The sequence below is a fragment of the Actinoplanes sp. NPDC048988 genome, from assembly GCF_043197815.1.
Lineage (GTDB): Bacteria > Actinomycetota > Actinomycetes > Mycobacteriales > Micromonosporaceae > Actinoplanes.
This window is the reverse complement of record NZ_JBICTW010000010.1, coordinates 217991-242896: the sequence shown is the minus strand read 5'-3', so window position 1 is coordinate 242896 and position 24906 is coordinate 217991. Positions and strand designations below refer to the sequence as shown.

The window sequence follows — 24906 nt, the reverse complement described above, 5'->3', positions numbered from 1 at the left end:
TTCGAGTCAAACGACTGGTGCTCTCACCTCGCGGTGGCGTCAATCATGGTGTAGAGGATCGCCGAATGAGGAGGTTTCTGGATGAACAGCACGCTGAGGGTCGTCGTGGCCGACGACCACGCGCTGATCCGCGAGGGCATGGTGCGCGTGCTGGAACGCGGCGGGGTCGACGTGCTGGGCACCGCCGCCACCGCCGACGGCCTGCTCGGGCAGGCCCGCGCGTATCGGCCGGACGTGGTCGTGACCGACCTGCACATGCCCTCCGGCGACGGCCGCGACGGCATGTGGGCCGCCCTGCAACTGCGCCGGGACGACCCGGCGTGCGCGGTGGTCGTGGTCTCGCAGTTCATCGAGGAGGACTTCGCCCTCGAACTGGTCGCGGCCGGCCCGACCGGCGTCGGCTACCTGCTCAAGGAGAAGATCGCGGTCGCCGACACCCTGGTCGACGCGGTCCGCCGGGTCGCGGCGGGCGACGCCGCGCTCGACCCCGACGTCATCTCCGGCCTGCTGCGGCGCGGGCGCAAGGACGGCCCGCTGGCCCACCTGACGGCCCGCGAGCGCGAGGTCCTGGCCCTGATGGCCGAGGGCCGCTCCAACACCGGCATCGCGGCCCAGTTGTTCATCACCGTCCCGGCCGTGGAACGGCACGTCACCGGCGTCTTCGCCAAGCTCGGCCTGGGCGGTCCCGGCGGTCACCAGCACCGCCGGGTCCAGGCCGTTCTCCACTATCTGAGCTCGGAGCAGTGTGCTTTCCACACTGACGCCGGCCGCACCCGAAGGTGAGATGGCACCATGACAACGATCGGAACACGCAAGCTCGGCTCGTACGGGCCTGAGGTCTCCACCCTGGGCCTGGGCGCCATGGGCATGTCCGACCTGTACGGCCCGGCCGACGAGCGGGAGAGCATCGCGACGCTGCACGCGGCCATCGACGCCGGCGTCACGCTCATCGACACCGGCGACTTCTACGGCTCCGGGCACAACGAGATGCTGATCGGCCGCGCCCTGCGCGAACGCGACCGGTCCGAGGTGGTGCTCAGCGTCAAGTTCGGCGCCCGGCGGACTCCCGACGGCGGCTTCCAGCAGGTGCCGTACGACGTGTCACCGGCCGCCGTGAAGGACCGGCTGGCGTACTCGCTGCGCCGCCTCGGCACCGACTACATCGACATCTACCGGCCGTCACGGCTGAACCCGCACATCCCGGTCGAGGAGACGATCGGCGCGCTCGACGAGATGCGCCAGGCCGGCTACATCCGGCACATCGGACTGTCCGAGGTGGGCGCCGACACCCTGCGCCGGGCCGCCGCGGCCGCGCCGATCAGCGACGTGCAGATCGAGTACTCGCTGGTGTCCCGCGGCCCCGAGCGCAAGATCCTGCCCGTGCTGCGCGAGCTCGGCATCGGCCTCACCGCGTACGGCGTGCTCTCCCGCGGTCTGCTCAGCGGCCACTGGTCGGCCGAGCGGGCACTGACCGGCGCCGACTTCCGGGCCCACAGCCCCCGCTTCCAGGGCGAGAACCTCGAGGCGAACCTGCGCCTGGTCGAGGCGCTGTCCCGGGTGGCCGAGCGGCTGGGCGCCACGACCGGCCAGGTGGCCATCGCCTGGGTGCTGGCCCAGGGCGCCGACATCGTGCCGCTGGTCGGCGCCCGCCGCCGCGACCGCCTGGCCGAGTCGCTGCACGCGGCCGACCTCACACTGAGCGAGACCGTGCTGCGCCAGATCGAGGAGGCCGTCCCGGCCGGGTCCGCCGCCGGCGACCGCTACGCCGCCCCGATGATGGCCATGCTCGACAGCGAGCGTTAAGGGTCGCGGGCAAGCATCGACAGCATGCACGTGCGCGCCCTTAAAAAGGGAACCTGAACTGACACGCGGTCCAAGTCGGCCCTCTCGTACCAGCGCCCCTTGAAGCTGATCCTCGAGGAGAGAAAACGAGCGCCCGCCGTCGCGGTCACGGCGGGCGCTCATGGGGCAGCCGGGTGGTGGATCGGCCCGCTCGTGTGCGACAACCGGCGCCCGCTGCGGCCGGAGCGAAGCAGCAGGAGTTCGGCGCCGATGCTGACCGCCGTCTCCTCGGGAGTTCGCGGGTCGAGGTCCAAGCCGACCGGTGATGACAGCCGAGCCAGATGTTCGGCGGGCACACCGCTGTCGCGCAGACGTTCGAGTCGCTGGTCGTGTGTGCGGCGGGATCCCATGGCCCCCACGTAGGCCACAGGCAACCGCAAGGCCACCCGCAGGGCGGGGATGTCGAACTTGGGATCGTGCGTCAGAACGCAGATCGCGGTGCGTTCGTCGATACGGCCGGCCTCGGCCTCAGCCTCGAGATATCGGTGCGGCCAGTCCACCGCCACCTCGTCCGCGCCGGGCATGCGCCGTTCGGTGGCGAAGAGCGGGCGGGCGTCGCACACGGTCGTCCGGTATCCGAGGATCTTCCCGACCCGAGCCAGGGCTGCCGCGAAATCGGTCGCGCCGAAGATGATGAGGCGGGGCGGCGGCTGGTAGGAAGCTACGAACACCTGCGTTCCGTCCTGCTCCACCAGGCCGGTGCGGCCCTGCTGCCACATGGCGCGGACGGCCTCACCGTGCCCTGGGTCGCCGTCGGTGTGCCGTGGCCAGATCACGGCGCGCCGCGGGGGTCCGGAGACGGTGGTGGCCACGGCCACCCGCGCTCCGGCCCGGATCGCGGCGGCGACCGACCCGAGTTGCGGGAAGGTCGCCCGGTCGACACGTTCGACGAACACCTCAAGAGTCCCGCCGCATGTGAGCCCTACGGCGAAGGCGTCATCATCGCTCACGCCGAAGCGGTGAAGGCCGGAGATTCCCGTCTCGGCTGCTTCGCGGGCCAGTTCGTACACCGTTCCTTCGACGCAACCGCCGGACAGGCTGCCGACAGCCGTGCCGTCCGGTCCGGCCAGCATGGTCGCGCCCGGCAGCCGCGGAGCCGAACGCCAGGTGCTCACCACCGTGGCGACGCCGACGGGCTGCCCGTCGTTCCACCATCGCAAGAGATCGTCCAATACGTCGAGCACCGTAGGCTCCTATGCCGCTTGATGTCAGTTGGCGCCGGTACCAGCCGGCGCCGCGGCGCCGTCGGTCCCGCGGGTTTGCTTGTCCTCGGCCACTGTCACGGGCCAGCGGTGCCAGATCGCCACGTGCAGGATGATCGCCAAGCCGATGCCGTTGAGCGCCGCGAAGGCGATCCAGTCATCGGTGTTCGCGCCGGGCCGCCAGACGTGTCCGGCCACGCAGAGACGGAGCAGGCCATAGATCACGGCGGTGGCCGAGACCACGGCCCCCAGGACGGTCGCGCGCCCGGAAGCCGGCCGGAGCCGGTCGAGAATCCATGAGTCGAACAGCATGCCGACCAGGAGCGATCCGGCTACGGCGCATCCGGCTATCGCGGTGATGCGGGTAGCGGGCCAGGCCGCCCCGTGCCGGGCCACGAGATAGGTGAGGCTCGCGCCGCCCAGGACCACGAGGTTGCCGGTCAACCTGCGCAGATGGGGTCGGCGGATCAGTGTGATCGGCCAGCCGCGCAACGCCACGTACGGGACCACCTGCCACGCACCGATCACCGTGAGCCAAGCGCCGTAGGCACCGGGCTCCATCAGGTGACCTCGCACCACCAGCAGGTAGCCGGCCGCGCCGACGACCCAGCACAGCGTCAGTGCGGTCACCCCGGCCGCAGCCCGCGGCAGGTGGCGTACGGGAAAGCCCTCCCCGACCAGAGTCAGTTGCAGCATCGCCGTGAACACTCCGGCCGCCAGAGGCAGCGTCGCGGGCCAGATGGCCGTATGACCCGGCCCGGGGTAGGGATGCACAAGAGCGGTCACGTCGACACGGTCGATCACCGCCTGACCGAGCAGGGTGAACAGAACCGCCGCGACCAGCGCCATCACCGTGTCCGTCACCGCCGACCACTCCCCCGGCAGGCCGGTACCCGGCCAGTCGTCCCACCAGAAGGCGATCATCGCCACCGTCGGCAGCCCGAAGGTGGCGACCGGGCCGACCACCCGAAGTGCCGTCTCGGCACCTCCGGCGGCGAAAACCAGCACGAGGAACACCGGCAGGACGAACAGGAGCCCGGCAGCTCCCGCCGCCGGCTGCCGCAGCCTGATGTGATGTGTCACCGGTTCTCCCCCTGAGCCGCTCCGATCGTCTCGAGTCGAGTGTTGGGCGGTGACGCGGCACCGGCCATGGGGTAAACCCCACGGCCGCCCGCGGAAAACCCCTGCTCGCCGTACAGAAGGCCATACAGACCGGGCCGCCCGTGGCGCGCACCCTGAGGTGGACGTCCGTCACCGACATTTGGAGGGACTCGTCGTGGTCGTACCGACAACGTTCACCGTCAACGACACCCACCAGCAGCTCGACCTCGATCCGCGCGAGAGCCTGCTGGACGTGCTACGGGAAAGGCTGCGGATCACCGGCCCCAAGAAGGGCTGCGATCAGGGGCACTGCGGGGCATGCACCGTGCACCTGGACGGGCAGCGCGTGCTGTCCTGCCTGACTCCGGCCGTACAGGTCGAGGGCCGGCACGTCACCACCATCGAGGGGATCAGCGGGCCCGGCGGCGGCCTGCACCCGCTGCAGGAGGCGTTCATCGAGAACGACGCCCTTCAGTGCGGCTACTGCACCCCGGGACAGATCATGTCCGGCATCGCCTGCATCGCCGAGGGCAACGCCGGCACCGACGACGACATCCGCGAGTACATGAGCGGAAACGTCTGCCGGTGCGGCGCCTACCCGGGCATCGTCGCGGCGATCCGGCAGTGCGCGCACCGTACGGAGGCTTCCTGATGCTGCCGTTCACCTACTTCCGCCCGCGGACGCTGGACGAAGCGATCGAGGCGCTGCGCGCGGGCGGGGAGTCCACCAAGCTCCTGGCCGGCGGAACGACGCTGTACGACCTGATGAAGATCGGCGTCGAGGCACCGGCGGCCGTGGTCGACATCCACCTGTTGCGTGAGCTCGACCACCTCGAGGTTCGCGCCGGCGAACTGGTGATCGGCGCGGGCGCGCGGATGTCGGCGGTATCGGCTCATCCCGAGGTGCGCCGCTTGTTCCCGGCGGTCTCGGAGTCGCTGTGGCGCTCGGCGTCGCAGCAGCTGCGCAACATGGCCACCATCGGCGGGAACCTGATGCAGCGCACCCGGTGTGCGTACTTCCGCGGTGGAGTGCCGTACCCGTGCAACAAGCGCGATCCCGGTACCGGCTGCGCGGCGCGTGACGGCGTGGACGGCGGTATGGCGGTGCTGGGCACCAGCGACGACTGCATCGCCACCTACCCCGGGGACCTCGCTGTCGCGCTGGTCGCGTTCGACGCCGTCGTCGACGTGCTCGGGCCCGACGGCGCACGGAGCCTGCCGGTGGCCCAGCTGCGCCCGTTGCCGGGCGACACCCCGCACGTCGAGCACGTCCTGCGGCCGGGCGAGGTGATCACCCAGGTCCGGCTGCCGATCACCGCCGTGGCTGCGAAATCGGCGTACCTGAAGATCCGGCCACGGGAGAGCTACGCGTTCGCGTTCGCCTCGGCCGCGGTCGGCCTGGTGCTGGCCGGCTCGCCGGCGGAGGCCGCGGTCATCGAGTGCCGCATCGCCCTCGGGGGCGTGTCGACTGTGCCGTGGCGTGCCGCGGCGGCGGAGCAATGGCTGATCGGCCGGCCGCTCACCGAGGACGCGGCCCGGACCGCCGGCGAGATCGCCATGCGCGGTGCGGAACCGGGGCGGGCCAACGCGTTCAAGGTCGAGCTGGGCGTTCACACCGTCGCCCAGTCCCTGCTCAGCCTGTCGAGGAGTGAGTCGTGAGCCGCGTAGATGCCCGAGACAAGGTGCGCGGCGCCGCACTGTACGGCTCCGATCAGGTGCCGGACGGGCTGGCCCACGCCGCCTTCGCCACCGCGACCATCGACCGCGGCCAGATCACCGAGGTGGACACCACCAGGGCGTCCGAGGTGCCCGGCGTGCGCCTGGTTCTCACCCACATCGACGAACTGCGCCCGGCGGGATTCGTCATGGGCGGCGGCTTCGCCGTGCAGAGCTTCCAGCCGCTGACCACCGACCGGATCGCCTACAAGGGCCAGCCCATCGCGCTCGTGGTCGCCGACGACCCGGTCACCGCGACCTACGCGGCGTCTCTGATCGGCGCCACGTACGTCACGGAACCGTTCGCGGTGAGCCTGGACGACCCCGGCGCGACGGCCGTGGTGCAGGAGGAGGCGATCCCCCTGCCGTTCCTCAAGGACATCAAGTTCGGCGACGCCGACGCCGCGATCGCCGGCTCCGACGTCCGAGTCGAGCAGACCTACGACCATCCGCCGCAGAACCCCGCTCCGATGGAGTTGCTGGCGAGTGTGGTCGAGTGGCGCGGTGACACGCTGGTCGTGCACGAGGGCACCCAGAATGCCGCGGCCGTCCGTAACGGCCTGGCGCAACAGCTCGGCCTGGACGCATCCAAGATCGAGGTCATCTCCCCCTACCTGGGTGGCGCCTTCGGCCAGAAGAACTCCCTGCAGAATCACACCGGACCGCTCGCCGTCGCGGCCCGCCGGCTCGGCCGTCCCGTCAAACTCGTCCTGACCCGGCCTCAGACGTTCCACAGTGGAAGCTTTCGGCCGCAGAGCCGTCACCGCATCAAAGTGGGCGCCGACCGCGGCGGCCGTCTCACGGCGATCGTGCACGAGGCCGACCAGCAGACGTCGAGGCACGATCTGTTCCCGGCCACCTTCACCGAGGTCAGTTCGCGGCTGTACGGCGTGCCCGCGTTCCGCGGGCGCCAACGGCTGGTGCAAACGGATGTGCAGACGCCGGGATACATGCGGGCGCCGTTCGAGCATCCCGCGGCGTGGGCGGTCGAATCGGCCGTCGATGAGATCTCGTACCAGCTCGGCATGGACCCACTCGAGCTCAAACTGGCCAACGACGCCACGCACGACCCCGTCACCGGCCTGCCCTTCTCCTCCCGGCATGTGTCCGAGTGCTTACGCCGAGGGGCGGAGATGTTCGGTTGGTCCCGGCGGCCGGCGCGGCCGGGGAGCTGGCTGGACCCGGACGGCGCGCAGATCGGCTGGGGCGTGGCCATCGGAGCCTATCCGGCCTCGATGACCCCGGCCGTCGCCCGGGTCACGGCCAACGCCGACGGCACGTTCCAGATCGATGTGGACGGCCACGAGATGGGCCAGGGCATCCGGTCGGCGATCGCCCTGCTCGCGGCCGAGCTCCTCGAGGCGGACCCGGCTCTGATCCGCGTCGGCGTGGGTGACACCCGAGTCGCGACCCAGCATCTGACCGCCGGTTCGTGGGGCACCGCTTCGGCGCTGCCCGCGGTCCGCGCCGCCGTCCTGGAACTGCGGCCGCAACTCGGGGGCACGTTGCCGGTCACGGTGACCGCGAGCAACGGCCTGCCCGAGGCGATGGTCGAGCGAGCGCGCACCGGCCTGGTGACACTGGCCGGCCCGGTATACGACAGCTTCGTGACCTTCAGCTATGTCGCGCATTTCGTGGAGGTCCGCGTCGAGAAGGGTACTCGCCGCATCCGGGTGCCCCGTGTGGTCAGCGTCGCCGACTGTGGCGCCGTGGCGAGCCCGGTCACAGCGGCGAGCCAGGTCAGAGGCGCGGTCACCTGGGGGCTGGGCGCGGCTCTGCGGGAACACCTCGAGGTCGACAGCCGCTACGGCGGGTTCGTCAACGCGACCCTGGAGGAATACCCCGTCTCGGTCAACGCCGACATCGGGCAGATCGACGTCGACTTCATCGACAAGCCCGACTATCAGCTCAATCCCGTCGGTGTCAAAGGGCTGGGCGAGGTCTCCATGGTGGGCGTCGCCGGCGCGGTGTCCAACGCGGTGTTCCACGCCACCGGGCGGCGAATCCGAAAACTGCCCATCACCCTCGCGGACCTGCTGTAGCGGGGTCCGCTGTCGGGCGGGGCCGGTGGCGTCAGCCCGTCACCGGTCCCACCCTCCCGGCTGAAGGAGTAGCACCATGACCACTCATACGTTCGCCACCAAGGTCGCGCTCGCCCGGGTGACCCGGGCGAAGCTGCGAGCGACGGAGCACGAGGCGGCGGTGGCCGACCGGCGGGCCGGCGCCGTCGTGTCCTTCCACGGTGTCGTACGCGACCACGACCACGACCGCGCCGTCCTCGAGCTCAACTACGAATGCCACCCGGACGCCGACGAGATCCTGCGCCAGGTGGCTGAGGACGTCGCCGCCGACCCCCACGTCGTCCGCCTCGCCGTCTCCCACCGCGTGGGCCCGCTGCGCGTCGGCGACCTGGCGCTGATGGCCTCGGTGAGCACCGCGCACCGGGCCGACGCGTTCGCCGCCTGTGCCCGGCTGGTGGAGGAAGCGAAGGCGCGGTTGCCGATCTGGAAGCACCAAGTGTTCCTCGACGGCACCGACGAATGGGTGAACTGCCCATGACATCGACCAGCGGGCTCACCGACCGCTTCGGCCGGGTCGCCACGGACCTCCGCGTGTCCCTGACCGATCGCTGCAACCTGCGCTGCGGCTACTGCATGCCCGAGGAAGGGCTCGCCTGGATGCCGCGCGAGCAACAGCTCAGCGACGACGAGGTCGTGCGGCTGGTTCGGGTGGCGGTCGAGCTTCTGGGGGTGACCCAGGTTCGCTTCACCGGCGGGGAACCGCTGATCCGTCGTGGCCTCGTCGGCATCGTCGACCGGATCGCCCGGCTCCGCCCACGCCCGGCGTTGTCGCTGACCACCAACGGCATCGGGCTCGATCGGCTCGCCGCAGCGCTGCGCGGGGCCGGCCTCGATCGGGTCAACGTCTCCCTCGACACTCTGCGACCCGACCGCTTCCACACCCTGACCAGGCGCGATCGGCACGCCGACGTGCTGCGCGGGCTGAGCGCGGCGGCGGCCGCCGGCCTGACCCCGGTGAAAATCAACGCGGTGCTCATCCGCGGCGTCAACGACGACGAAGCACCAGCGCTGCTGGATTTCGCCCTCCGCCACGGCTACCAGCTGCGCTTCATCGAACAGATGCCGCTGGACGCCCAGCACGGCTGGCGCCGCCTGGACATGGTGACCGCCGAGGAGATCACGGCGAGCCTCGTCTCCTATGGGCTCGTCCCCGATCAGAACCGGCGCGGTGCCGCCCCGGCCGAAATCTGGCTGGTGCCCGGGCACGTCGACGCGGCCGGCGAACCGGCACGCCTGGGCCTCATCGCGAGTGTGACGCAGCCGTTCTGCGGCGCCTGTGACCGGACCCGCCTCACCGCCGACGGGCAGGTCCGCAGTTGCCTGTTCGCCTCGCAGGAGAGCGATCTGCGCTCGCTGCTGCGCAACGGCGCCACCGACCAAGAAATCGCCGCCGCCTGGCGAGCCGCCATGCGGGGCAAGCCCGTCGGCCACGGCATCGATGATCCTTCGTTCCGCCAGCCGGACCGGCCGATGTCCGCCATCGGTGGATGACGTCGCCACGGCGCTCACACAAGGGGCAGATCATGATAGTTCGATACTTCGCGGCGGCTCGCGCCGCCGCCGGCGGTCTCTCGTCGGAGACGATCTCAGCGACGACCCTCGGCCAGATGAATCGCGTTCTCGCCGCGCGCCACGGTGAGCGTCTGGCCGCCGTCCTGGCATCGTCGAGCTTTCTGGTCGACAGCACGGCCTGTCATGATCCACATCGGCCGCTGCCGGCCGGCGCCGTCGTCGATGTCCTGCCTCCGTTCGCCGGAGGATAGCCGCGAGATCCATCGGCGTCACGCCGAAGCTCCGTGGGGCGCGGCCGAGCCGGCCCGCGCCCCACGGAGCTGCCCGCCGGTCAGGCCCGGATCGTCATCCGGGACACGCGGTCGCCGTCCACGCGGAAGGTGAAGTGACCCGGGCCGGTGTAGCCGTTGCCGCCGACCTCGACGGTGACGGTGATGTCGGCGCCTTGGACGTGGATGTCCTTGACGGTCAGAGCGACCTGCTTGCCGATGAACTCGTTGTCGCTCCAGCCCCGGATGCGCTCGGCGCCCCGGAACTCGCGTCCCCAGTCGTCGACCACCCCGTCGTCGGTGAAGGAGGCCAGGAAGGCGTCGATGTCGTTGGCGTTGGCCGCGTCGAGCGCGCGCTGGACGGGTTCGGTCAGGTGGTTCATCTTCTCTCCTCGGTGGCGATGGCGAAGGGGTGGCAATGCGGCCAGCAACGCGGCGGCCTGTCTGATCAGCGTCATGCGGCCCGGTCCATGTCGGCGCCCAGTTCCAGCAGGTGCAGGGCCAGCCGGAGGTGCAGGTTGAACGGGCCGCTCTGCCAGTCCGGACCGAGCAGCCGCCCGATCCGGTCCAGCCTCTTGCCCATGGTGTTGGGGTGAATGTAGAGCTCGCGCGCGGCCCGGGTCGCGTTGCCGTTGTTGGCCATCAGCACCCGCACCGTGCGCAGCAGGTCGCCGCGGTGGTCGCGGTCGTGGCTCAGCAACGGCTCGAGCGTGCCCAGCGCGAACGTGCGCAGCTCTCCGGCCCGCTCGGCGTCGAACAGCTTGCGGTAGACGACCAGGTCGTGCGCGGTGACCACGCGGTCGTCGACGCCGAGCGCGGCCAGCAGCTCGGCCCCGTGCGCGGCGGCCGCGGCCGCCGCGGCCAGCCCGTCGCGGCGCGGGAGCACCGGGTCGGAGACGCAGATGGCCACCGGGGCGTGCCGGCGGGCCCGCAGGCGCTGGGCGACCCGGTGACCGATGGCCACCGGGTCGTCGCCGGGCAGGACCGCCACCGAGGCGTCGCCGTGCCGGCCGCCCAGGCCTTCAAGGAGCGCGGCCACGTCGGTCACCGCGCGGGCGTCGCGGGTTCGCACGCACACCACGACGTACGGCGTGTCCAGGTCGAAGCCGCGGAGCCCGGCCAGCGCGCTGACGCCCGGCGGCAACGGCCCCCGCGCGGCGAGCAACTCGTCGAGCAGCTCGCCGCGGAGCTGGGCGTGGGCGCGGGCCAGCTCGTCGCGGCGACGCAGGCCGAGCCCGGCCAGCCGGGCGGCCCGGTGGAGGTCCACGCGCCGCTCGTCGTTCAGCGGCTCGCCGGTGTCCAGCACCAGCAGGCCCTGGTCGAGGGCGACGACCGCCGTGGTGTCGGCGGCCTGTCGCACCCGGCGGCGGAAGCCCTCCGGGTCGCGCGGCGCCGTGCCCGCGACCAGCCGGAAGCCGCTGTCCAGGAGCCGGCACTCCCCGCCGAAGTGCCGGCCGAGGAGCTGGACGATCCGGCCGGCCGACGGCTCCTCGCCGGTCACCAGCGCCACGAGGTCGTCGACCAGCCGCAGCCGCTCGTCCGCGTCGATCGTCGTCATGTGTTCCTCCACTGTTGCCTCCGACGGGTTCGATCCTCGGCCCGGCGACGGCGGACGGCCATGACGCTGCCCTGACCCCGTACTCGGGAAAACCCCACGCCGGACCACTGGCCGGCACGACAGACGGCGGCCGGGGGCCGCCACACGATGAGGAGACAGCAAGCGAGGAGAGGAATCCCATGTCGCACCATCTCGATTCGCCGCTCGCGCGGCAGGACGTCCGCCTGGACATCACCGACCTGTACGCGTTCCGCGGCGAGACCGGCACCGCCCTGGTGATCAACGTCTGCCACTCGATCGCCGGTGACATCCCGGAGCCGGGCTTCCACCCCGAGGGCAAGTACGAGTTCAAGATCGACACGAACGGCGACGCGGTCGAGGAGATCACCTACCGGTTCACCTTCGCCGAGCGCGACGCCGAGGGCCGGCAGCGCTACGACCTGGTCCAGGTCGGCGGCGCCGAGACGCCGATCGCGAGCGGGGTCACCGGCGCCGAGGTCACCACGGACAACGGCCTGCGGGTGTGGGCCGGCAAGGCCGGCGACCCGTTCTGGATCGAACCGGACGTGCTGCACGCCATGGGCCACGCCGTGCAGGACGGCACGAAGCTCGACCTCGGCGACTGGACTCCGGCGCGGGCGAAGAACCTGTTCGCCGGCCACACCGTCCACGCGATCGTGCTGGAGCTGCCGGAGTCGGTCGTCAGCGGCCGGATCGGCGTCTGGGCGGTCGCGTCGCTGCAGACCGACGCCGGCGGCTGGCGTTCGATCAACCGGATCGGCCTGCCGATGATCCACCCACTGTTCACCCAGTACAACGAAGACCTCGGCGACCGGCTCAACGCGGGCGAGCCGAAGGACGACCCGGCCGTCTACGGCGACCTGGTGACCAAGGAGATCGCGGGCATCGTGGGCGCCTACGGCACCGCGGAGGATCCGGCCGCATACGCCGAGACCGTCACCCGCCGCCTGTTCCCGAACATCCTGCCCTACACCGTCGGAACGCCGGCCGTGTTCGGCTTCGCCGGCTTCAACGGGCGCTCGCTGACCGACAACGCCCCGGACGTCATGTTCAGCCTGGCCGCCAACACCCCGATCGCCCTGGGCATCGGCAAGGAATCGATCACGGCCAAGCCGCGGGAGACGTTCCCTTACGTCCCCGCCGCGTCCTGAAAAGCCTCGAGCTCGTCGTCGTCCTCGGGCTGGCGTTGCTGATCGGCAACCTCCTGTCGCCGTGGCTGCGCCTGGCCCCGCCGGTGTTGCTGGTCGGCCTGGGCGTGCTGGCCGGCTTCGCCCCGCAGCTGCGCGGGGTGCGGCTGGAGCCCGAGGCGGTGCTGCTGCTGTTCCTGCCGGCCCTGCTCTTCTGGGAGAGCCTGACCACCTCCCTGCGCGAGATCCGCAGCAACCTGCGGGTCATCGTGCTGACCAGCACGCTGCTGGTGGCCGCGACGGCCGCGATCGTCGCGGCCACCGCGCACGCGCTGGGCCTGCCGTGGGGGCCGGCCTGGGTGCTGGGGGCGGCGGTCGCGCCGACCGACGCGACCGCCGTGGGCGCGCTGGCCGGCTCGCTGCCGCGCCGCACGATCTCCGTGCTGCGCGCGGAAAGCCTGGTCAACGACGGCACGGCGCTGGTCATCTTCGGCCTGGCGGTGGGTTCGAGCCGCCCGGGCGTCGCGCTGACCGGGTGGTTGCTGATCTGGTCGTACGCGGGTGGCTGCGCCACGGGTGCGCTCGTGGGCGCGGCCGCCACCCGCATCCGCCGGCGACTGACCGATCCGACGCTGGAGAACGTGACCATCCTGCTGATCCCGTTCACGGCCTACCTGATCGCCGAGCAGGCCCGCGCCTCCGGCGTCATCGCGGTCGTGGTGGCCGGCCTGATGATGGGCCACGCCGGGCCCCGGCTGGGCAAGCCCCGCACCCGGCAGCAGACGTTCGCGTTCTGGGGGCTGGCCACGTTCCTGCTCAACGGCGCCCTGTTCGTCCTCATCGGCGTGCAGGCACACGCGGCGGTCCGCGGCCTGTCCGGCGTGACCGTGACCCGGGGCCTGCTGGCGGTGGCCGCCACCTCGATCGCCGTGGTGGGTGCCCGTTTCCTGTGGCTGTTCACCACCCCGTACCTCATCCGGGCCCTCGACCGCCGCCCCGGCCAGCGGGCCCGCCGGGTCGGGGCCCGGGCCCGGGTGGTCAGCGGCGTCTCCGGCTTCCGGGGCGCGGTGTCGCTGGCCGTGGCCCTGTCGATCCCGGCCGCGTACCCGTCGCGCGGCCTGATCGTCTTCACCGTCTGCGGCGTCATCATCGCCACCCTGCTGGTCCAGGCGGCCTTGTTCCCCCGTGTCGTGCGCTGGGCCCGGCTGCCGGCCGACACCGCCTTCGACGACGAGCTGCGCCTGGCCGAGCACGAGATGGCCGACGCCGCCCGGCACGTCGCCGCCAACGGCGACGGCGACACCGATCGGCGTCTGGCGGTGATCGCGGCCCGGCGCCGGGCGCTGGTCGGCCTGCGCGACGCCGGGCGTATCGACGACAGCGTCCTGCGGTACGTCGAGGAGCGGCTGGACGCCGAGGAGACCCTTCTCAAGCGCCAGTAGGCGCCCGGTCCAGCGCGTCCCGCAGCGCGGCCCGCTTGCCGATGCCCAGCTTCGGGAAGATCCGGTAGAGGTGGGCGCCGACCGATCGCGGCGACAGCCGCAACCGGGCCGCGATCTCCTTGTTGGTGAGGCCGGCGGCGGCCATCCGGGCGATCTGCGTCTCCTGTGGTGTCAGGCTTTCCGGTCCGGACTGCCGCTGATCGCCGCCGGCCGCCCGCAGCGCCCGCCGGGCCCGTTCGGCCCACGGCGCGGCCCCGAGCTCCTCGAAGGCGGCGAGCGCTTCCCGCAGGATGGGCCGCGCCTCGACGACGGCCCGCCGCCCGACCAGCCGCTCGGCGTGCAGCAGCCGGATCCGGGCCAGATCGAACGGCCACTGCCCGGCGCCCGGCGTCGCCTCGGCCACGGCGAACAGCTCCTCGTGACCCACCACCGCCTCGCACCCGGCCGTGAGCAGCGCCAGCCGCGGCGAGATCTCCGGCAGCCGGGCGGCCCGCATCGCCTCGACGTGGGCGCGGGCCTCCGCTCGGCGCCCGGTGTGCCATGCGGATTCGACCAGGTCGAGGACGACCCAGAGAGCGTGCGGGGTGTACGGGGCCAGCTCGCCGGCCGGGCTCAGGCCGCTCGCGTGCCGGAACGCCGCCTCGTGATCACCCCGGCCGAGGGCCGACAGGGCCCGGGCCTGATGGGCGAACCGCGCCGCTCCCCGCGCGTGGCGCCGCTCGGCGACGTCGGTCAGCTCGTCGGCCCAGCGGGCCGCCGCCAGGTGGTCGCCGCGCACGGCGGCCAGGACGCCCTGGTGATAGAGGAAGTACCAGACGATGAAGTCGTAGTTGTGGCTGCGGCACAGGGCGAGGCCTTCGTCGGCGAGCTCCTGCCCCTCGGCCCACCGCCCGGTCACGAAATCGTCGAGGCACAGGTGCATGAGCGCGCCCAGGCTGCTGCGCACAGCGCCACCGGCCCGGCCGTCCTCCACGAGCCGCCAGGCCCCGGCCCGGCAGCCGCCGAGAAGGTCGAGATAGACCGACGACGTGTTGATCCGGATGATCCGGTTGGGCTCGAACTCCTCGTCCTGCTGGGCGATGGCGGCGAGAAGGCCGGCCCGGTCGCGCGCGGTGGACCGGGCGGTGTCGGGGAAGGCGCGGATCTGAAGGTCCAGCTGCTCGGGCACGGCCGGGGTGAGCCGGCCGACGAAGTCATGCAGGGGCGCCCACAGTTCCGTGCGGCCGGCCCACCAGCAGACGAGCAGAAGCGTGTGCAGGGCCTCGACCAGATCGTCGTTGCCCGCGTCCAGCTCCGGCCCGGCGGCTTCGATGGCCCCGACGAGGACGGCGTGCGCGGTCTCGACGTCACCGTCGCCGTTGACGAGCATGTAGGCGGCGGCCGCGGCGGCGTGCAGCGACCCACCGAGCGCCGGATCGACCCGCCGGGCGTCGGCCAGGAGCCGGGAGGCGCTGCCGAGCTCACCGGTGATGTCGGCGCCGAGATAGGCCGCCTCGGCCAGCCGCCGGCTGCGATCCCGCGGCGCCGGGCTGAGCTCGGCGGCCCGGGTGAGCGCGGTGACCGCACCCGAGGCGTCGCCACGGCGAAGCACCCGGCGGGCGACGTCTTCGAGCAGCGCGGCCACCTTTTCATCGGATTCCTCGGTGGCGGCCGCCAGATGCCAGGCGCGGCGCTCGGGATCGTCCGCGAGCAACCCGGCCAGCACCGTGTGGGCCTCCCGCCGCTCGGCCGGTGTGGCCAGCTCGACGACCGCCGACCGCATGAGCGGGTGCCGGAACCGCAGCCGATTCGCCGCCGGCCTCACCTCGATCAGCTGCTCCCGCTCCGCCGCGCCCAGCCCCTGGGCCACGTCCTGAGCGGCGCGGCGCAGGATCATCAGGTCGATGGACTGGTCGAGGGCGGCCAGCAGCAACAGCCGCCGGGTGGAGGTGGGCAGGCCACCGAGCCGAACGGTGAACGCCGCTCGCAGCCGGTCGCTGAGTGGCAGGACGTCCGGGGGCCGCCGTTCGCCGCTCAGGGTGCCGGCGAGTTCGAGCAGCGCGAGAGGGTTGCCGTCGGCCTCGGCCATCAGCCGGCTCCGGATCCGGCCGGGCAGGCGCGGATGCCGGACGTCGACGAGGTGCCGGGCCGCCGCCGGCGCCAGCGGCTCGACACCCTCCTCGGGCAGGCCGGCCCGCTCGAAGTGGCTGATCTCGCCGGTCCGTGACGCCGCCAGCAGCCCGACGCGGGACCCGGCCAGGCGCCGGGCGACGAAGCCGAGGATGGTCGCGCTGGCCCGGTCGATCCAGGGAAGGTCGTCCACGACAAGCAACAGCGGCCGCTCGGCCGCGCCGGCACGAAGCAGAGCCAGCACCGCGTTACCCAGCACGAGCCGCGACGGCGCGGGCCCGCCGGCCGCCGCGGGCGGCCCCGACGGCGCCGGGACGAAGCCCACGCCGAGGGCGGCGCCCAGCGCGTCGGCGTACAGGGAGGGCAACCGGCCGATGTCGCGCGTCAGAGGAGCCAGGAGCTCGACCAGGGCGGCATAGCTCACGTCCGCCTCGAACTCGGTGCCCGTGGCGCGCAGCACGTGTGTTCCCGCCCGCTCGGCGAGGGCCGCCGCGGCGTCCAGGAGGACGCTCTTGCCCACCCCGGGGTCGCCGTAGAGCAGGCGTACCGCGCCGTGGCCGGCGGCCCTCTCCAGGAAGGCGGTCAGGGACTCCATTTCGCGTTCACGGCCTACCAGTTGCACGTCCTGGAAGCTAGCGGCCGACGCGGGATGCTGCGTCGGTCAGATGACCTACTCGATTACCCGTTCCACCGGGCGAGGCGGCGCCTCGAGACGACGCCCCGAATGTGGGCTTCCTCCACCGGCGGCCTCGCCCGATGTCGATCTTGCACCTGTTTTCCGGTGTCATCCCGCCAGTAATTTGCGAAACGCCCGCTGTCAACGGCCAGATGTGAGGAAAGAGATGACCGTCGAGGTCTATTACGACGACGACGCCGACCTGTCGGTTGTTCAGGGCCGCCGGGTCGCCGTCATCGGTTACGGAAGCCAGGGGCACGCGCACGCCCTGTCGCTACGGGACTCCGGCGTCGAGGTGGTCGTCGGGCTCCGATCCGGCTCGGCGAGCCGCGCCGCCGCCGAGGAGCAGGGCCTGACCGTCCTCCCGCCGGCCGAGGCCTGCGCCTGGGCTGACGTGATCATGGTGCTCGCGCCGGACACCGCCCAGCGGCGCCTCTACGCCGAGTCGATCGAGCCGCACCTCACGGCCGGCAAGGCGCTGCTGTTCGCCCACGGCTTCGCCATCCGGTTCGGGCTCGTCACGCCGCCGGCCGACGTCGACGTGGTGCTGGTCGCGCCCAAGGGGCCGGGTCATCTCGTACGGCGTCAGTTCGCCGACGGCCGTGGCGTGCCCGTGCTCGTCGCCGTGGAACAGGACGCCACCGGCGGGGCCTGGCCGCTCGCCCTGTCGTACGCCAAAGCGATCGGCGGCACCCGTGCCGGCGCCTTGCGCACCACCTTCGCCGACGAGACCGAGACCGACCTGTTCGGCGAGCAGGCCGTGCTCGCCGGTGGCCTCACCGCCCTGGTCACGGCCGGCTTCGAGGTGCTCACCGAGGCCGGGTACCCGCCCGAGCTCGCCTACTTCGAATGCCTGCACGAGCTGAAGCTGATCGTGGACCTCGTCTACGAGGGCGGCCTCACGGCCATGCGGCACAGCATCTCCGACACGGCCGAGTTCGGCGACTACACGCGCGGCCCCCGCATCATCGACGGCCGGGTACGCGACGAGATGCGCTGGGTCCTCAACGAGATCCGCAACGGCACGTTCGCGGCCGAGCTGATCGACGACGTGGAGCACGGCAGCCCGCGCCTGCAGAAGATGCGGCAGGCCGCGGCCACGCACCCCATCGAGGAGGTCGGGGTACGCCTGCGCGTGCCGTCGCCCTCCCCCGAGCCCGAGCCCGAGCCCGAACAGCCCACCGCCGACATGGACCTGGCCGCGGTGCCGGACGACGGCTGGCGCTACGACCAGTCGCGGCTGCTGTCGACCGCGGACGAGGCGGGCACCACCGACGCCATCAAGGCCGTGCTGGGCGACATCGCCGCCCCGCTGATCGTGTTGACCACGCGCGGCGCGCGCAGCGGCCGCGAGGTCCGCACCCCGCTCATCCGGGTCGAACACGACGGCCGGTACGCGGTCATCGCCTCCAAGGGCGGCAACACCCGCAACCCCGCCTGGTACCACAACGCGGTCGCCCACCCCTCGGTCGAGTTGTGGGACGGCACGGCCCACGGCCGGTTCACCGCCACCGAGGTCGAGGGGGCCGAGCGTGACCTGTGGTGGTCGCGCGCCGCCGCCGTCTGGCCCTCCTTCACCGACTACCTGGCCCGGACCGATCGCCACATCCCCGTGCTGGTGCTGACCCCGGAGGAAACCCCATGACCGACTTCGACTACATCATCGTGGGGGCCGGCTCGGCCGGCTCCGTCCTCGCCGCCCGGCTGTCCGAGAGCGGCACGGCCCGGGTGCTGCTCCTGGAGGCGGGCGACGCCGAGCCGCTTCCGCTGATGGCGGTGCCCCCGGCCTGGCCGGCGCTGGAGGGAACCTCCGCGAACTGGGGCGGCCACTCGGTTCCGCAGACCGCCGCCGGCGACCGGACGGTCTCCGTGCCGCGCGGGCGGGCCCTGGGCGGCAGCTCGACGATCAACGCCATGTCCTTCATGCGCGGGCACCCCAGCAGCTACCACGGCTGGTCGTACGACGATCTCCTGCCCTACTTCAAACGCAACGAGAACCTGAGCGGGATCGCCGACCGCGACCCGGCGATCCGCGGCATGCACGGCCCCCTGCGCGTCGGGCCCGCCGTGACCAGGCACCCCCTGTCGACCGCCTTCCTGGAGGCCGTCACCGAGGTGGGCCGGCCGGTTGTGCGGGACTACTCCTCCGGTTTGCGGGAGGGCTTCGGCTGGGCCGACCTGAGCATCGCCGACGGGCGGCGGTCGGACGCGGCGACGGCGTACCTGCTCCCGGCGAAAGACCGCGCCAACCTGGACATCCGCACCGGCGTCCTGGTCCACCGCCTGCTGTTCGCCGGTGAGCGCTGCACCGGTGTCGAATACCGCGCCGGCGACGGGCCGCTGACCACCGCGAGCGCCGCCCGCGAGGTCGTGGTCAGCGCGGGCGCGATCGGCTCGCCCCAGCTGCTCATGCTCTCGGGGATCGGCCCGGCCGCCGACCTGCGCCGCCACGGCATCCCGGTCCGGGCCGACGTGCCGGCGGTCGGCCGGAACCTGCAGGACCATCCGCTGTCCGGCGTCGTCTACGAGGCGGCGCGCACCGTTCCGCCGGCGGCCAACAATCACGGCGAGGTGCAGGGCGCGGTCCGCAGCCGGGACGGGCTCGATGGCCCGGACCTGCAGATCATGATGGTCGACGTGCCGCTGCGGCGGGACGGCCTGGACGGTCCGGAGCTGGACCGGGGCTACACCATCGGGGTGTCGGTGATGACCCCGCACAGCCGAGGCAGCGTACGGCTGGCCGACGCCCGGCCCGGCTCCACGCCGCTGGTCGATCCCGGCTACTACACGGCACCGGAAGATCTGGAGGCGATGGTGCGGGGGCTGCGGATCGCGCGTGAGCTGGGTGACACGACGGCGCTGAAGGACTGGCGGAGCCGGGAGGCCCAGCCCGGGGACCGGGATCTGTACGAGTACGCCCGGGACAACCTCCGCCCGTACAACCACTTCGCCGGCACCTGCCGGATGGGCGACGACCCCGGCTCCGTGGTCGACGGCGAGCTGCGCGTCCGCGGTGTGACCGGCCTGCGTGTCGTCGACGCGTCGGTGATGCCGTCACTGCCCTCGGGCAACACCAACGCCACCGTCTACGCGATCGCCGAGCGCGCCTCCGACCTGATCGCCGGCTCCGGCGCGTAGGACGGCAACGCGAGCAGACACGCCAGCGAGATCAGGGCGGTCAGCGCGAGCATCCCGCCCACGGCCTCGCCGCCGTGGGCGGCGGCGAGGGCGGGGGCGGCCAGCGCCGGAATCGCCCCGCCGACGACCGCGCCCAGGTTGTAGGCCACGCCGGCTCCGGTGTAGCGGTGGCCGGGGCGGAACAGCTCGGGCAGGTAGGAGCCGACCGGGCCGTAGGCCAGCCCGAAAATGGAAAGGGTCACGGCGAGCCCGGCCCCGAAGGCGACCGGTCCGCCGAGATCGATCACCGGGAACAGCACGGGCGCCCACAGCAGGGCCAGCACGCAGGCCACGACGATCGGCCGGCGGCGGCCGACCCGGTCCGACCAGGCGCCGGCCAGCGCGACGACCCCGCCGAAGAGCAGCGCGACCCCGGCGCCGATGCCGAGCACCACCGGCCGCTCGAGCCCGGCCCGCGTCCCGTAGCCGGTCAGAAAGGCCGTGCCGGTGAAGAAGAAGGCGAACGGCATGGTCTGGGCCAGCCCGCCCAGGATGACCTGGCGCGGCTGGCCGGCGAAGACCTCCCGCAGCGGCGACCGCCGGCGTTCCCCGCCCGGAAGGTCAGTCGACGGGAGGCCGTGCCGCACGTAGAGACCCACGCCGACCAGGACGATCGAGAGCAGGAACGGGATTCGCCAGCTGACCTGGAGCAGGCCCAGGAAACTCAGATTGGCCAGGCCGAACGCCAGCGGGGGGCCGAGCTGCGGGAACACCGCCGCCCAGCCGCGCGAACCGGCGGGGGCGGCGCCCGTGGCCAGCAGGACCGCGCCCGCCCACTCACCGCCCACGGCCAGACCCTGGACGAACCGTAGGACGACCAGAATGATCGGGGCGGCCACGCCAAGGACGGTCGCGCCCGGCAGCACGCCGATCGCGAAGGTCGCGAGGCCCATCGTGAGCAGGGTCGCCACCAGGGCCGGGCGCGGGCCGTAGCGGTCGCCGAAGTGGCCGAAGACGACGGAGCCCATCGGGCGGGCCACGAAGGCCACGGCGTACGTCGCGAACGAGGCGACGGTGCCGGCCGCGCCGCCCAGCGCCGGGAAGAACACCTGGGGAAAGACCAGGGCGGCCGCGGTGCCGTAGATGAAGAAGTCGTAGAACTCGATGGTGGTGCCCACGCAGCTCGCTGCTTTGATCCGCGTCATCGGGCCCACTCTGCGCCGATCGGCGGCCGGCGGCACCGGTCATTTGACCTATGTTCACTGCGGCGTACGACATAGTGCGGACCGGCCCGGGCGGTGCCTAGCGTGGACGGCGATGATGACGTTGGTGGGCCGGGACCGCGAGTTGCGGCAGATCGAGGACGGCGACGCGGTCCTCGTCGTCGGTGACCCCGGCATCGGCAAGACCGCCCTGCTGGACGAGGCCGCCCGCCGGGCCGCGGAGGCCGGGCTGACGGTGCTGCGCTGCGCCGGCGTCGAGTTCGAGTCGGAGATCGGCTTCGCCGCCCTCAACCAGCTGCTGCTGGGCGCCGGGCCCGAGTCCGAGCCGGCGCTGGCCGTCTGTCTCGGCCTGGACACCGGGTCCCCGCCGAGCATTCCGGAGATCGCCGAGGCGCTGCTGTCGGTGCTGGGCAAGGCCGGACCGGGGCTGCTCGTGGTGGACGACGCGCCCGGGCTGGACCGCATGAGCGCCGAGGTGATCGCGACGGCGGCCGGGCGGCTGCCCGGCGCGGGCTTCCGGCTGCTGGGCGCGCAGCGCGCCGTGCCGCCCGGGCCGATTCCCTTCGGCCGGCGGCTGGCTGTCGGCGCCCTCGACGACGAGTCCAGCGCCCGGCTGCTCGACCAGCGGCGGCCCGGCCTGTCGTACGGGGCGCGGCGCCGGGTGCTGGCCGAGGCACGCGGCAACCCGCTCGCCCTGACCTTGCTGCCGGCCCGGGGCAGCACGTCGAGCTGGACCCCGCTGGCCTCCCGCCTGGTGACCAGGCTGCGGCGGGAGATCGCCGAGCTGCCCGCGGCCACCCAGGAGTCGTTGCTGCGGGCCGCACTCGGCGGCGACCCGGAGCCGGCCGGGGCCCGCTTCCGTCATCCGCTGACCCGGGTCGCGGTCATCGAGTCGTCGACCGCGGCCGCCCGGCAGCGGGCCCACGCCGCGCTGGCCGAACGGTACCGCGAGGATCCGGTCCGGCGAGCCCGGCACCTGGCCGAGGCGACCGTCGACCCGGACGAGGCCGTCGCGGCCGAGATCGAGCACGCCGGGCGGCTGCTGCTGGCCCGCGGCGACGTGGCCGGCGGTGTCGAGCTGGTCAGCCGGGCGGCCGAGCTGAGCGGCGCCGGCCCGGCGCGGGCCGACCGGCTCATGTACGCCGCCTATGTCGGCCTGGAGCTGGGCGGCCGGCTGGGCGAGGCGGCGCGGGCCGTCCGCGAGATCGGCGCCACCGGGTCGCTGCGGGCCGCCGTCACCGCGGCCCGGCTGGTCTACGACGAGGGTGGCTCGGTTCTCGGCGTCCACCGGATGCTGGCCGAGGCGTTGACGGCGAACCCCGGCGCGCCCGCGCGCGACGTCGAGGACGCGCTGCACACGTTGATGCCGGTCTGCTGGAGCGCCGCCCGGACCGATCTGTGGGCGACGGTCGGCGAGCACCGGCCGCAGAACTCGTCCACGGTGGACGTGTGCCTCGCCGTACTCCAGAATCCCCTCGCCACCGCGGCCGCCGCCATGCCTGCCCTGGACGCGCTCATCGACGAGGCCGCCGGCCCTCAGCTCGCGGTGCGGCTCGGCATGGCCGCCGCCTACGTCGACCGGGTTCCCCGCGCCCGGGCCGCCCTCGAACGCGTAGCCGAGGACGGCCGGCGTGGCGGAGCCGTCGCCGCGGCCCTGCACGCCCTGGTCTCGCTGGCCGGCGAGGACTGGCTGACCGGCGCCTGGGACCGGGTCGAGGGCACCGCGGCGGAGATCATGGAGTTGAGCGGCCGGTACGGGTACGGCCGGTACCTCGCGACCGGCGGGTTCACCCGGGCTCTGGTCGCCGCCGGCCGAGGCGAGCCGGTCCGGTGGACCGCGCCCCGCGACTCCGGGATCGGTCGGATCCTGGGCCACCACCTCGAAGGACTGTCCGCGCTGGCCCGTGGCGACTATCAGCGCGCCTACACCGAGCTCGCCGAGATCATGGCGCCCGGCACGCTGCCCCGCACGTCGCCGCACGTCATGTGGGTGCTGCTCGACGTGGCCGAGGCCGCGGCCCGCAGCGGCCACCGGGCCGAAGCGCGGGCCCACGCCGAAGCGCTCGCCGGCACGGACGTCGCGAGCATTTCGCCCCGGCTGGCCCTGCACGTCGCCGCGGCCGCCGCCGTCGCCGGCGACGCGGATCTGTTGTTCGAGCAGGCGCTGGCGACCCCGTCCGCCGCCCGCTACCGCTTCGACATCGCCCGGGTCCAGTTGCTGTACGGCGAACGGCTACGGCGCAACCGGCAGGCGGTCCGCGCCCGGCAGCAGTTGGCGGCGGCCGCCGAGACCTTCGAGGAGCTGGGCGCTCGGCCCTGGGCGGCCCGCGCCGAGGCCGAGCTCCAGGCCACCGGCCGGCGCCGCCAGTCGTCGGCCACCACCAACATCCGGCTGACCGGCCAGGAGACCGAGATCGCCCGGCTCGCCGCCACGGGCCTGACCAACAAGGAGATCGCCGCGCGCCTGCTGCTGTCACCGCGCACGGTCGGCAGCCACCTGCACGGCGCCTTCCGCAAGCTCGGCATCAGCACGCGCGCGGCCCTGCGCGACGCCCTCCCGTGATCAGAAGGTGAGCAGCCGGTACTCGCCGATCTCGTGGAAGCCCAGGGCGCGGTAGAGCGGCACAGCCATCACGCTCGACGTGAGGCTGACCGTGCGCGCGCCGCGCTCGTACGCCAGCCGGACCGCGGCCCGGGTCACCGCGGCCGCGATCCCCCGGCGCCGCCGATCGGGCTGCGTGCCGACGAAGTACAGCGTGGCCAGGCCGTGGCTGAACCAGATCTCGGCGGTACCGGCGATGCGGCCCTCCACCCGCCCGGCCACACGCACCACGCGCCCGTCGAAGGACTTCTCCCGTTCGACCGCCGCCGCCACACCTTCGGGGACGATCCCCGAGACTCGGGCGTACGCGGTGACGAACTCCTCGACGTCCTCGGTCACCCCGACGCTCACCGCGGTGGGCACGTCGGCCACCCGGTCCGCCTCGACCGCCATGATGGGCGCCCGGACCAGTTCGGTGGCGCCCAGCCCGATCAGCGCCTCGGCCGTGCCGGGAGTGCTGTCCGGCCCCACCCACCAGATCCAGGGCACGCCGGACAGGCGGGTGCGGGCACGCTCGTACGCCCGGGCCGGGTCCGCATCGAGCACCCGGAGAACGCCGTTGAGCGTCGGGTGCGGCACCCCGCTGCGATAGGTGAGCGGGTCGTCGCGTGTGTCGACCGACCATCCCTCGAGGTAGGCACGGTTGGCGGCTAGTTGGACATCGAGGTTTTCCACCCACCGATCGTCCCCACCGCGGGCTCGGCCAGCATGGGTCATTCGACTCTCTTTTCCTCCCCGTCCGGGGGCCGTGGATCGCGGCGCCAGGCGGGAGAATCCGGTGCTGTGTATATGGGTATCGCAGGTTATGAGCCGTCGTTCCTGGTGGGGCTCGACGCGGTGCGGCGGGCGCACGGGTCGCGCCTGGCCGGGCTCGTCGGGCGGCGGCTGACGGGGTTCGCCGTGGTGCGGTTCGTCGAGGACGGGGACTGGTACGCCGAGTGCCCGGTGGTCCTGGACTTCGACGGGGTTCAGGTGGAGGTCTGCCACACGAAGTTCGCCGAGCTCTGGATCGGCTGGGACACGATCGACACCGGGGCGGCCATCACCGGCTGGGAGTCGCTGGATCTGACACCCGCGTGGTCGCGCCGGGACGACCGGCTCGAACCGCTCGCCGGGCGGGAACTGCGCGAAGTCGCGCTCCTGGAATGGCGGCCACCGCGCCCCGATCTGGCCGCGGGCACGGTGGCCGTGGAGTTCACGTTCGACGAGGGCCGTCTGGAGATCGCCAACGGCCTGGACGAGAACCTCATCGAGACCGGCGCCGTGCAGGCGAGCTCTGTTCGGCACCGGCTCCGTTGAAACGAGTTC

At 72.8% G+C, this 24906-nt stretch carries 21 protein-coding genes and 1 pseudogene; 15 read left to right on the top strand and 7 right to left on the bottom strand.

Features of this window, described 5'->3' with window-relative positions; all coding sequences use genetic code 11:
* Positions 1 to 81: 81 nt before the first annotated feature.
* Both ACGFJ7_RS28770 and ACGFJ7_RS28765 read left to right on the top strand, forming a co-directional pair.
* Positions 82 to 783, top strand: a complete 702-nt coding sequence (locus ACGFJ7_RS28770; RefSeq protein ID WP_392644775.1) for a response regulator — start codon at positions 82 to 84, stop codon at positions 781 to 783.
* Positions 784 to 792: 9 nt separating this feature from the next.
* Positions 793 to 1803, top strand: coding sequence for an aldo/keto reductase (locus tag ACGFJ7_RS28765; RefSeq protein WP_360255064.1), 1011 nt, complete (start codon positions 793 to 795; stop codon positions 1801 to 1803).
* Between the two features lie 158 nt (positions 1804 to 1961).
* On the opposite strand, the gene ACGFJ7_RS28760 is transcribed toward ACGFJ7_RS28765, so the two are convergent.
* Both ACGFJ7_RS28760 and ACGFJ7_RS28755 read right to left on the bottom strand, forming a co-directional pair.
* Positions 1962 to 3026: an XdhC family protein gene (locus tag ACGFJ7_RS28760; protein ID WP_392644773.1), complete on the bottom strand. Its 1065-nt coding sequence runs from the start codon at positions 3024 to 3026 to the stop codon at positions 1962 to 1964.
* Positions 3027 to 3050: 24 nt separating this feature from the next.
* A complete protein-coding gene (locus ACGFJ7_RS28755) occupies positions 3051 to 4127 on the bottom strand; it encodes a hypothetical protein (RefSeq protein WP_360255069.1) in 1077 nt (358 codons plus the stop codon).
* A gap of 193 nt (positions 4128 to 4320) precedes the next feature.
* On the opposite strand from ACGFJ7_RS28755, the gene ACGFJ7_RS28750 reads away from it, so the two are divergent.
* The 6 genes from ACGFJ7_RS28750 (at position 4321) to ACGFJ7_RS28725 (ending at position 9705) form a co-directional block, all read left to right on the top strand.
* Entirely contained in the window at positions 4321 to 4797 is a 477-nt protein-coding gene (locus ACGFJ7_RS28750) for a (2Fe-2S)-binding protein (RefSeq protein ID WP_360255071.1), read from the top strand.
* Positions 4797 to 5804 carry an FAD binding domain-containing protein gene (locus tag ACGFJ7_RS28745; RefSeq protein WP_392644771.1) on the top strand — a complete coding sequence of 336 codons (1008 nt, stop codon included), beginning with the start codon at positions 4797 to 4799 and terminating at the stop codon, positions 5802 to 5804. Before ACGFJ7_RS28750 ends, ACGFJ7_RS28745 begins: the two co-directional genes overlap by 1 nt.
* On the top strand, positions 5801 to 7903 hold the full coding sequence (locus ACGFJ7_RS28740; RefSeq protein ID WP_392644769.1) for a xanthine dehydrogenase family protein molybdopterin-binding subunit: 2103 nt from the start codon (positions 5801 to 5803) through the stop codon (positions 7901 to 7903). The genes ACGFJ7_RS28745 and ACGFJ7_RS28740 overlap by 4 nt, the downstream gene beginning before the upstream one ends.
* Before the next feature lie 76 nt (positions 7904 to 7979).
* Entirely contained in the window at positions 7980 to 8420 is a 441-nt protein-coding gene (locus ACGFJ7_RS28735; RefSeq protein WP_360255077.1) for a molybdenum cofactor biosynthesis protein MoaE, read from the top strand.
* Entirely contained in the window at positions 8417 to 9433 is a 1017-nt protein-coding gene (gene moaA / locus ACGFJ7_RS28730; RefSeq protein WP_392644767.1) for a GTP 3',8-cyclase MoaA, read from the top strand. Before ACGFJ7_RS28735 ends, moaA begins: the two co-directional genes overlap by 4 nt.
* 32 nt (positions 9434 to 9465) lie before the next feature.
* Positions 9466 to 9705: a MoaD/ThiS family protein gene (locus ACGFJ7_RS28725; RefSeq protein WP_360255081.1), complete on the top strand. Its 240-nt coding sequence runs from the start codon at positions 9466 to 9468 to the stop codon at positions 9703 to 9705.
* An 80-nt stretch (positions 9706 to 9785) separates the two neighbouring features.
* Here the strand turns inward: ACGFJ7_RS28725 and ACGFJ7_RS28720 are convergent, their stop codons facing one another.
* Both ACGFJ7_RS28720 and ACGFJ7_RS28715 read right to left on the bottom strand, forming a co-directional pair.
* Positions 9786 to 10106, bottom strand: coding sequence for a nuclear transport factor 2 family protein (locus ACGFJ7_RS28720; RefSeq protein WP_360255083.1), 321 nt, complete (start codon positions 10104 to 10106; stop codon positions 9786 to 9788).
* Positions 10107 to 10177: 71 nt separating this feature from the next.
* Positions 10178 to 11281: a helix-turn-helix domain-containing protein gene (locus ACGFJ7_RS28715; protein ID WP_360255086.1), complete on the bottom strand. Its 1104-nt coding sequence runs from the start codon at positions 11279 to 11281 to the stop codon at positions 10178 to 10180.
* A gap of 179 nt (positions 11282 to 11460) precedes the next feature.
* On the opposite strand from ACGFJ7_RS28715, the gene ACGFJ7_RS28710 reads away from it, so the two are divergent.
* Positions 11461 to 12453 (top strand): DUF4331 family protein, encoded by a 993-nt coding sequence (locus ACGFJ7_RS28710; RefSeq protein ID WP_360255088.1) that lies wholly within the window; start codon positions 11461 to 11463, stop codon positions 12451 to 12453.
* A 35-nt stretch (positions 12454 to 12488) separates the two neighbouring features.
* Complete coding sequence (locus tag ACGFJ7_RS28705; protein WP_392644764.1) at positions 12489 to 13871, top strand: Na+/H+ antiporter; 1383 nt, start codon at positions 12489 to 12491, stop codon at positions 13869 to 13871.
* Here the strand turns inward: ACGFJ7_RS28705 and ACGFJ7_RS28700 are convergent.
* Positions 13858 to 16602 carry an ATP-binding protein gene (locus ACGFJ7_RS28700; RefSeq protein WP_392644762.1) on the bottom strand — a complete coding sequence of 915 codons (2745 nt, stop codon included), beginning with the start codon at positions 16600 to 16602 and terminating at the stop codon, positions 13858 to 13860. The genes ACGFJ7_RS28705 and ACGFJ7_RS28700 overlap by 14 nt on opposite strands.
* 220 nt (positions 16603 to 16822) lie before the next feature.
* Between ACGFJ7_RS28700 and ilvC the strand changes: the two are divergent.
* From ilvC to ACGFJ7_RS28685, 3 genes and pseudogenes are all read left to right on the top strand, one after another.
* Positions 16823 to 17791 (top strand): annotated as a pseudogene (gene ilvC, locus ACGFJ7_RS28695) (ketol-acid reductoisomerase); the annotation flags it as partial.
* 54 nt (positions 17792 to 17845) lie between these two features.
* A complete protein-coding gene (locus ACGFJ7_RS28690; RefSeq protein ID WP_360255506.1) occupies positions 17846 to 18301 on the top strand; it encodes a nitroreductase family deazaflavin-dependent oxidoreductase in 456 nt (151 codons plus the stop codon).
* Complete coding sequence (locus tag ACGFJ7_RS28685; protein ID WP_392644761.1) at positions 18298 to 19794, top strand: GMC family oxidoreductase; 1497 nt, start codon at positions 18298 to 18300, stop codon at positions 19792 to 19794. Before ACGFJ7_RS28690 ends, ACGFJ7_RS28685 begins: the two co-directional genes overlap by 4 nt.
* Here ACGFJ7_RS28685 and ACGFJ7_RS28680 read toward each other — a convergent pair.
* Positions 19743 to 20978 carry an MFS transporter gene (locus ACGFJ7_RS28680; protein ID WP_392644759.1) on the bottom strand — a complete coding sequence of 412 codons (1236 nt, stop codon included), beginning with the start codon at positions 20976 to 20978 and terminating at the stop codon, positions 19743 to 19745. The two genes, ACGFJ7_RS28685 and ACGFJ7_RS28680, sit on opposite strands and share 52 nt — an antisense overlap.
* Positions 20979 to 21090: 112 nt before the next feature.
* Here ACGFJ7_RS28680 and ACGFJ7_RS28675 point away from each other — a divergent pair, with 112 nt between their 5' ends.
* The gene (locus ACGFJ7_RS28675) at positions 21091 to 23559 is read left to right on the top strand and encodes a LuxR C-terminal-related transcriptional regulator (protein ID WP_392644757.1); all 2469 of its coding nucleotides are present in this window, start codon (positions 21091 to 21093) and stop codon (positions 23557 to 23559) included.
* Here ACGFJ7_RS28675 and ACGFJ7_RS28670 read toward each other — a convergent pair whose 3' ends face one another.
* Entirely contained in the window at positions 23560 to 24273 is a 714-nt protein-coding gene (locus ACGFJ7_RS28670) for a GNAT family N-acetyltransferase (RefSeq protein WP_360255101.1), read from the bottom strand.
* Positions 24274 to 24387: 114 nt separating this feature from the next.
* On the opposite strand from ACGFJ7_RS28670, the gene ACGFJ7_RS28665 reads away from it, so the two are divergent.
* Positions 24388 to 24897, top strand: coding sequence for a hypothetical protein (locus ACGFJ7_RS28665; RefSeq protein ID WP_360255104.1), 510 nt, complete (start codon positions 24388 to 24390; stop codon positions 24895 to 24897).
* The last annotated feature ends 9 nt before the right edge of the window (positions 24898 to 24906 follow it).

Excerpts from the sequence above, each read along its gene's own strand:
- ACGFJ7_RS28770 (WP_392644775.1), top strand. The coding sequence starts at position 82 with ATGAACAGCACGCTGAGGGTCGTCGTGGCCGACGACCACGCGCTGATC.
- ACGFJ7_RS28765 (WP_360255064.1), top strand. The coding sequence starts at position 793 with ATGACAACGATCGGAACACGCAAGCTCGGCTCGTACGGGCCTGAGGTC.
- ACGFJ7_RS28745 (WP_392644771.1), top strand. The coding sequence starts at position 4,797 with ATGCTGCCGTTCACCTACTTCCGCCCGCGGACGCTGGACGAAGCGATC.
- ACGFJ7_RS28735 (WP_360255077.1), top strand. The coding sequence starts at position 7,980 with ATGACCACTCATACGTTCGCCACCAAGGTCGCGCTCGCCCGGGTGACC.
- moaA (WP_392644767.1), top strand. The coding sequence starts at position 8,417 with ATGACATCGACCAGCGGGCTCACCGACCGCTTCGGCCGGGTCGCCACG.
- ACGFJ7_RS28725 (WP_360255081.1), top strand. The coding sequence starts at position 9,466 with ATGATAGTTCGATACTTCGCGGCGGCTCGCGCCGCCGCCGGCGGTCTC.
- ACGFJ7_RS28720 (WP_360255083.1), bottom strand. The coding sequence starts at position 10,106 with ATGAACCACCTGACCGAACCCGTCCAGCGCGCGCTCGACGCGGCCAAC.
- ACGFJ7_RS28715 (WP_360255086.1), bottom strand. The coding sequence starts at position 11,281 with ATGACGACGATCGACGCGGACGAGCGGCTGCGGCTGGTCGACGACCTC.
- ACGFJ7_RS28710 (WP_360255088.1), top strand. The coding sequence starts at position 11,461 with ATGTCGCACCATCTCGATTCGCCGCTCGCGCGGCAGGACGTCCGCCTG.
- ACGFJ7_RS28690 (WP_360255506.1), top strand. The coding sequence starts at position 17,846 with ATGGACCTGGCCGCGGTGCCGGACGACGGCTGGCGCTACGACCAGTCG.
- ACGFJ7_RS28685 (WP_392644761.1), top strand. The coding sequence starts at position 18,298 with ATGACCGACTTCGACTACATCATCGTGGGGGCCGGCTCGGCCGGCTCC.
- ACGFJ7_RS28680 (WP_392644759.1), bottom strand. The coding sequence starts at position 20,978 with ATGACGCGGATCAAAGCAGCGAGCTGCGTGGGCACCACCATCGAGTTC.
- ACGFJ7_RS28675 (WP_392644757.1), top strand. The coding sequence starts at position 21,091 with ATGATGACGTTGGTGGGCCGGGACCGCGAGTTGCGGCAGATCGAGGAC.
- ACGFJ7_RS28665 (WP_360255104.1), top strand. The coding sequence starts at position 24,388 with ATGGGTATCGCAGGTTATGAGCCGTCGTTCCTGGTGGGGCTCGACGCG.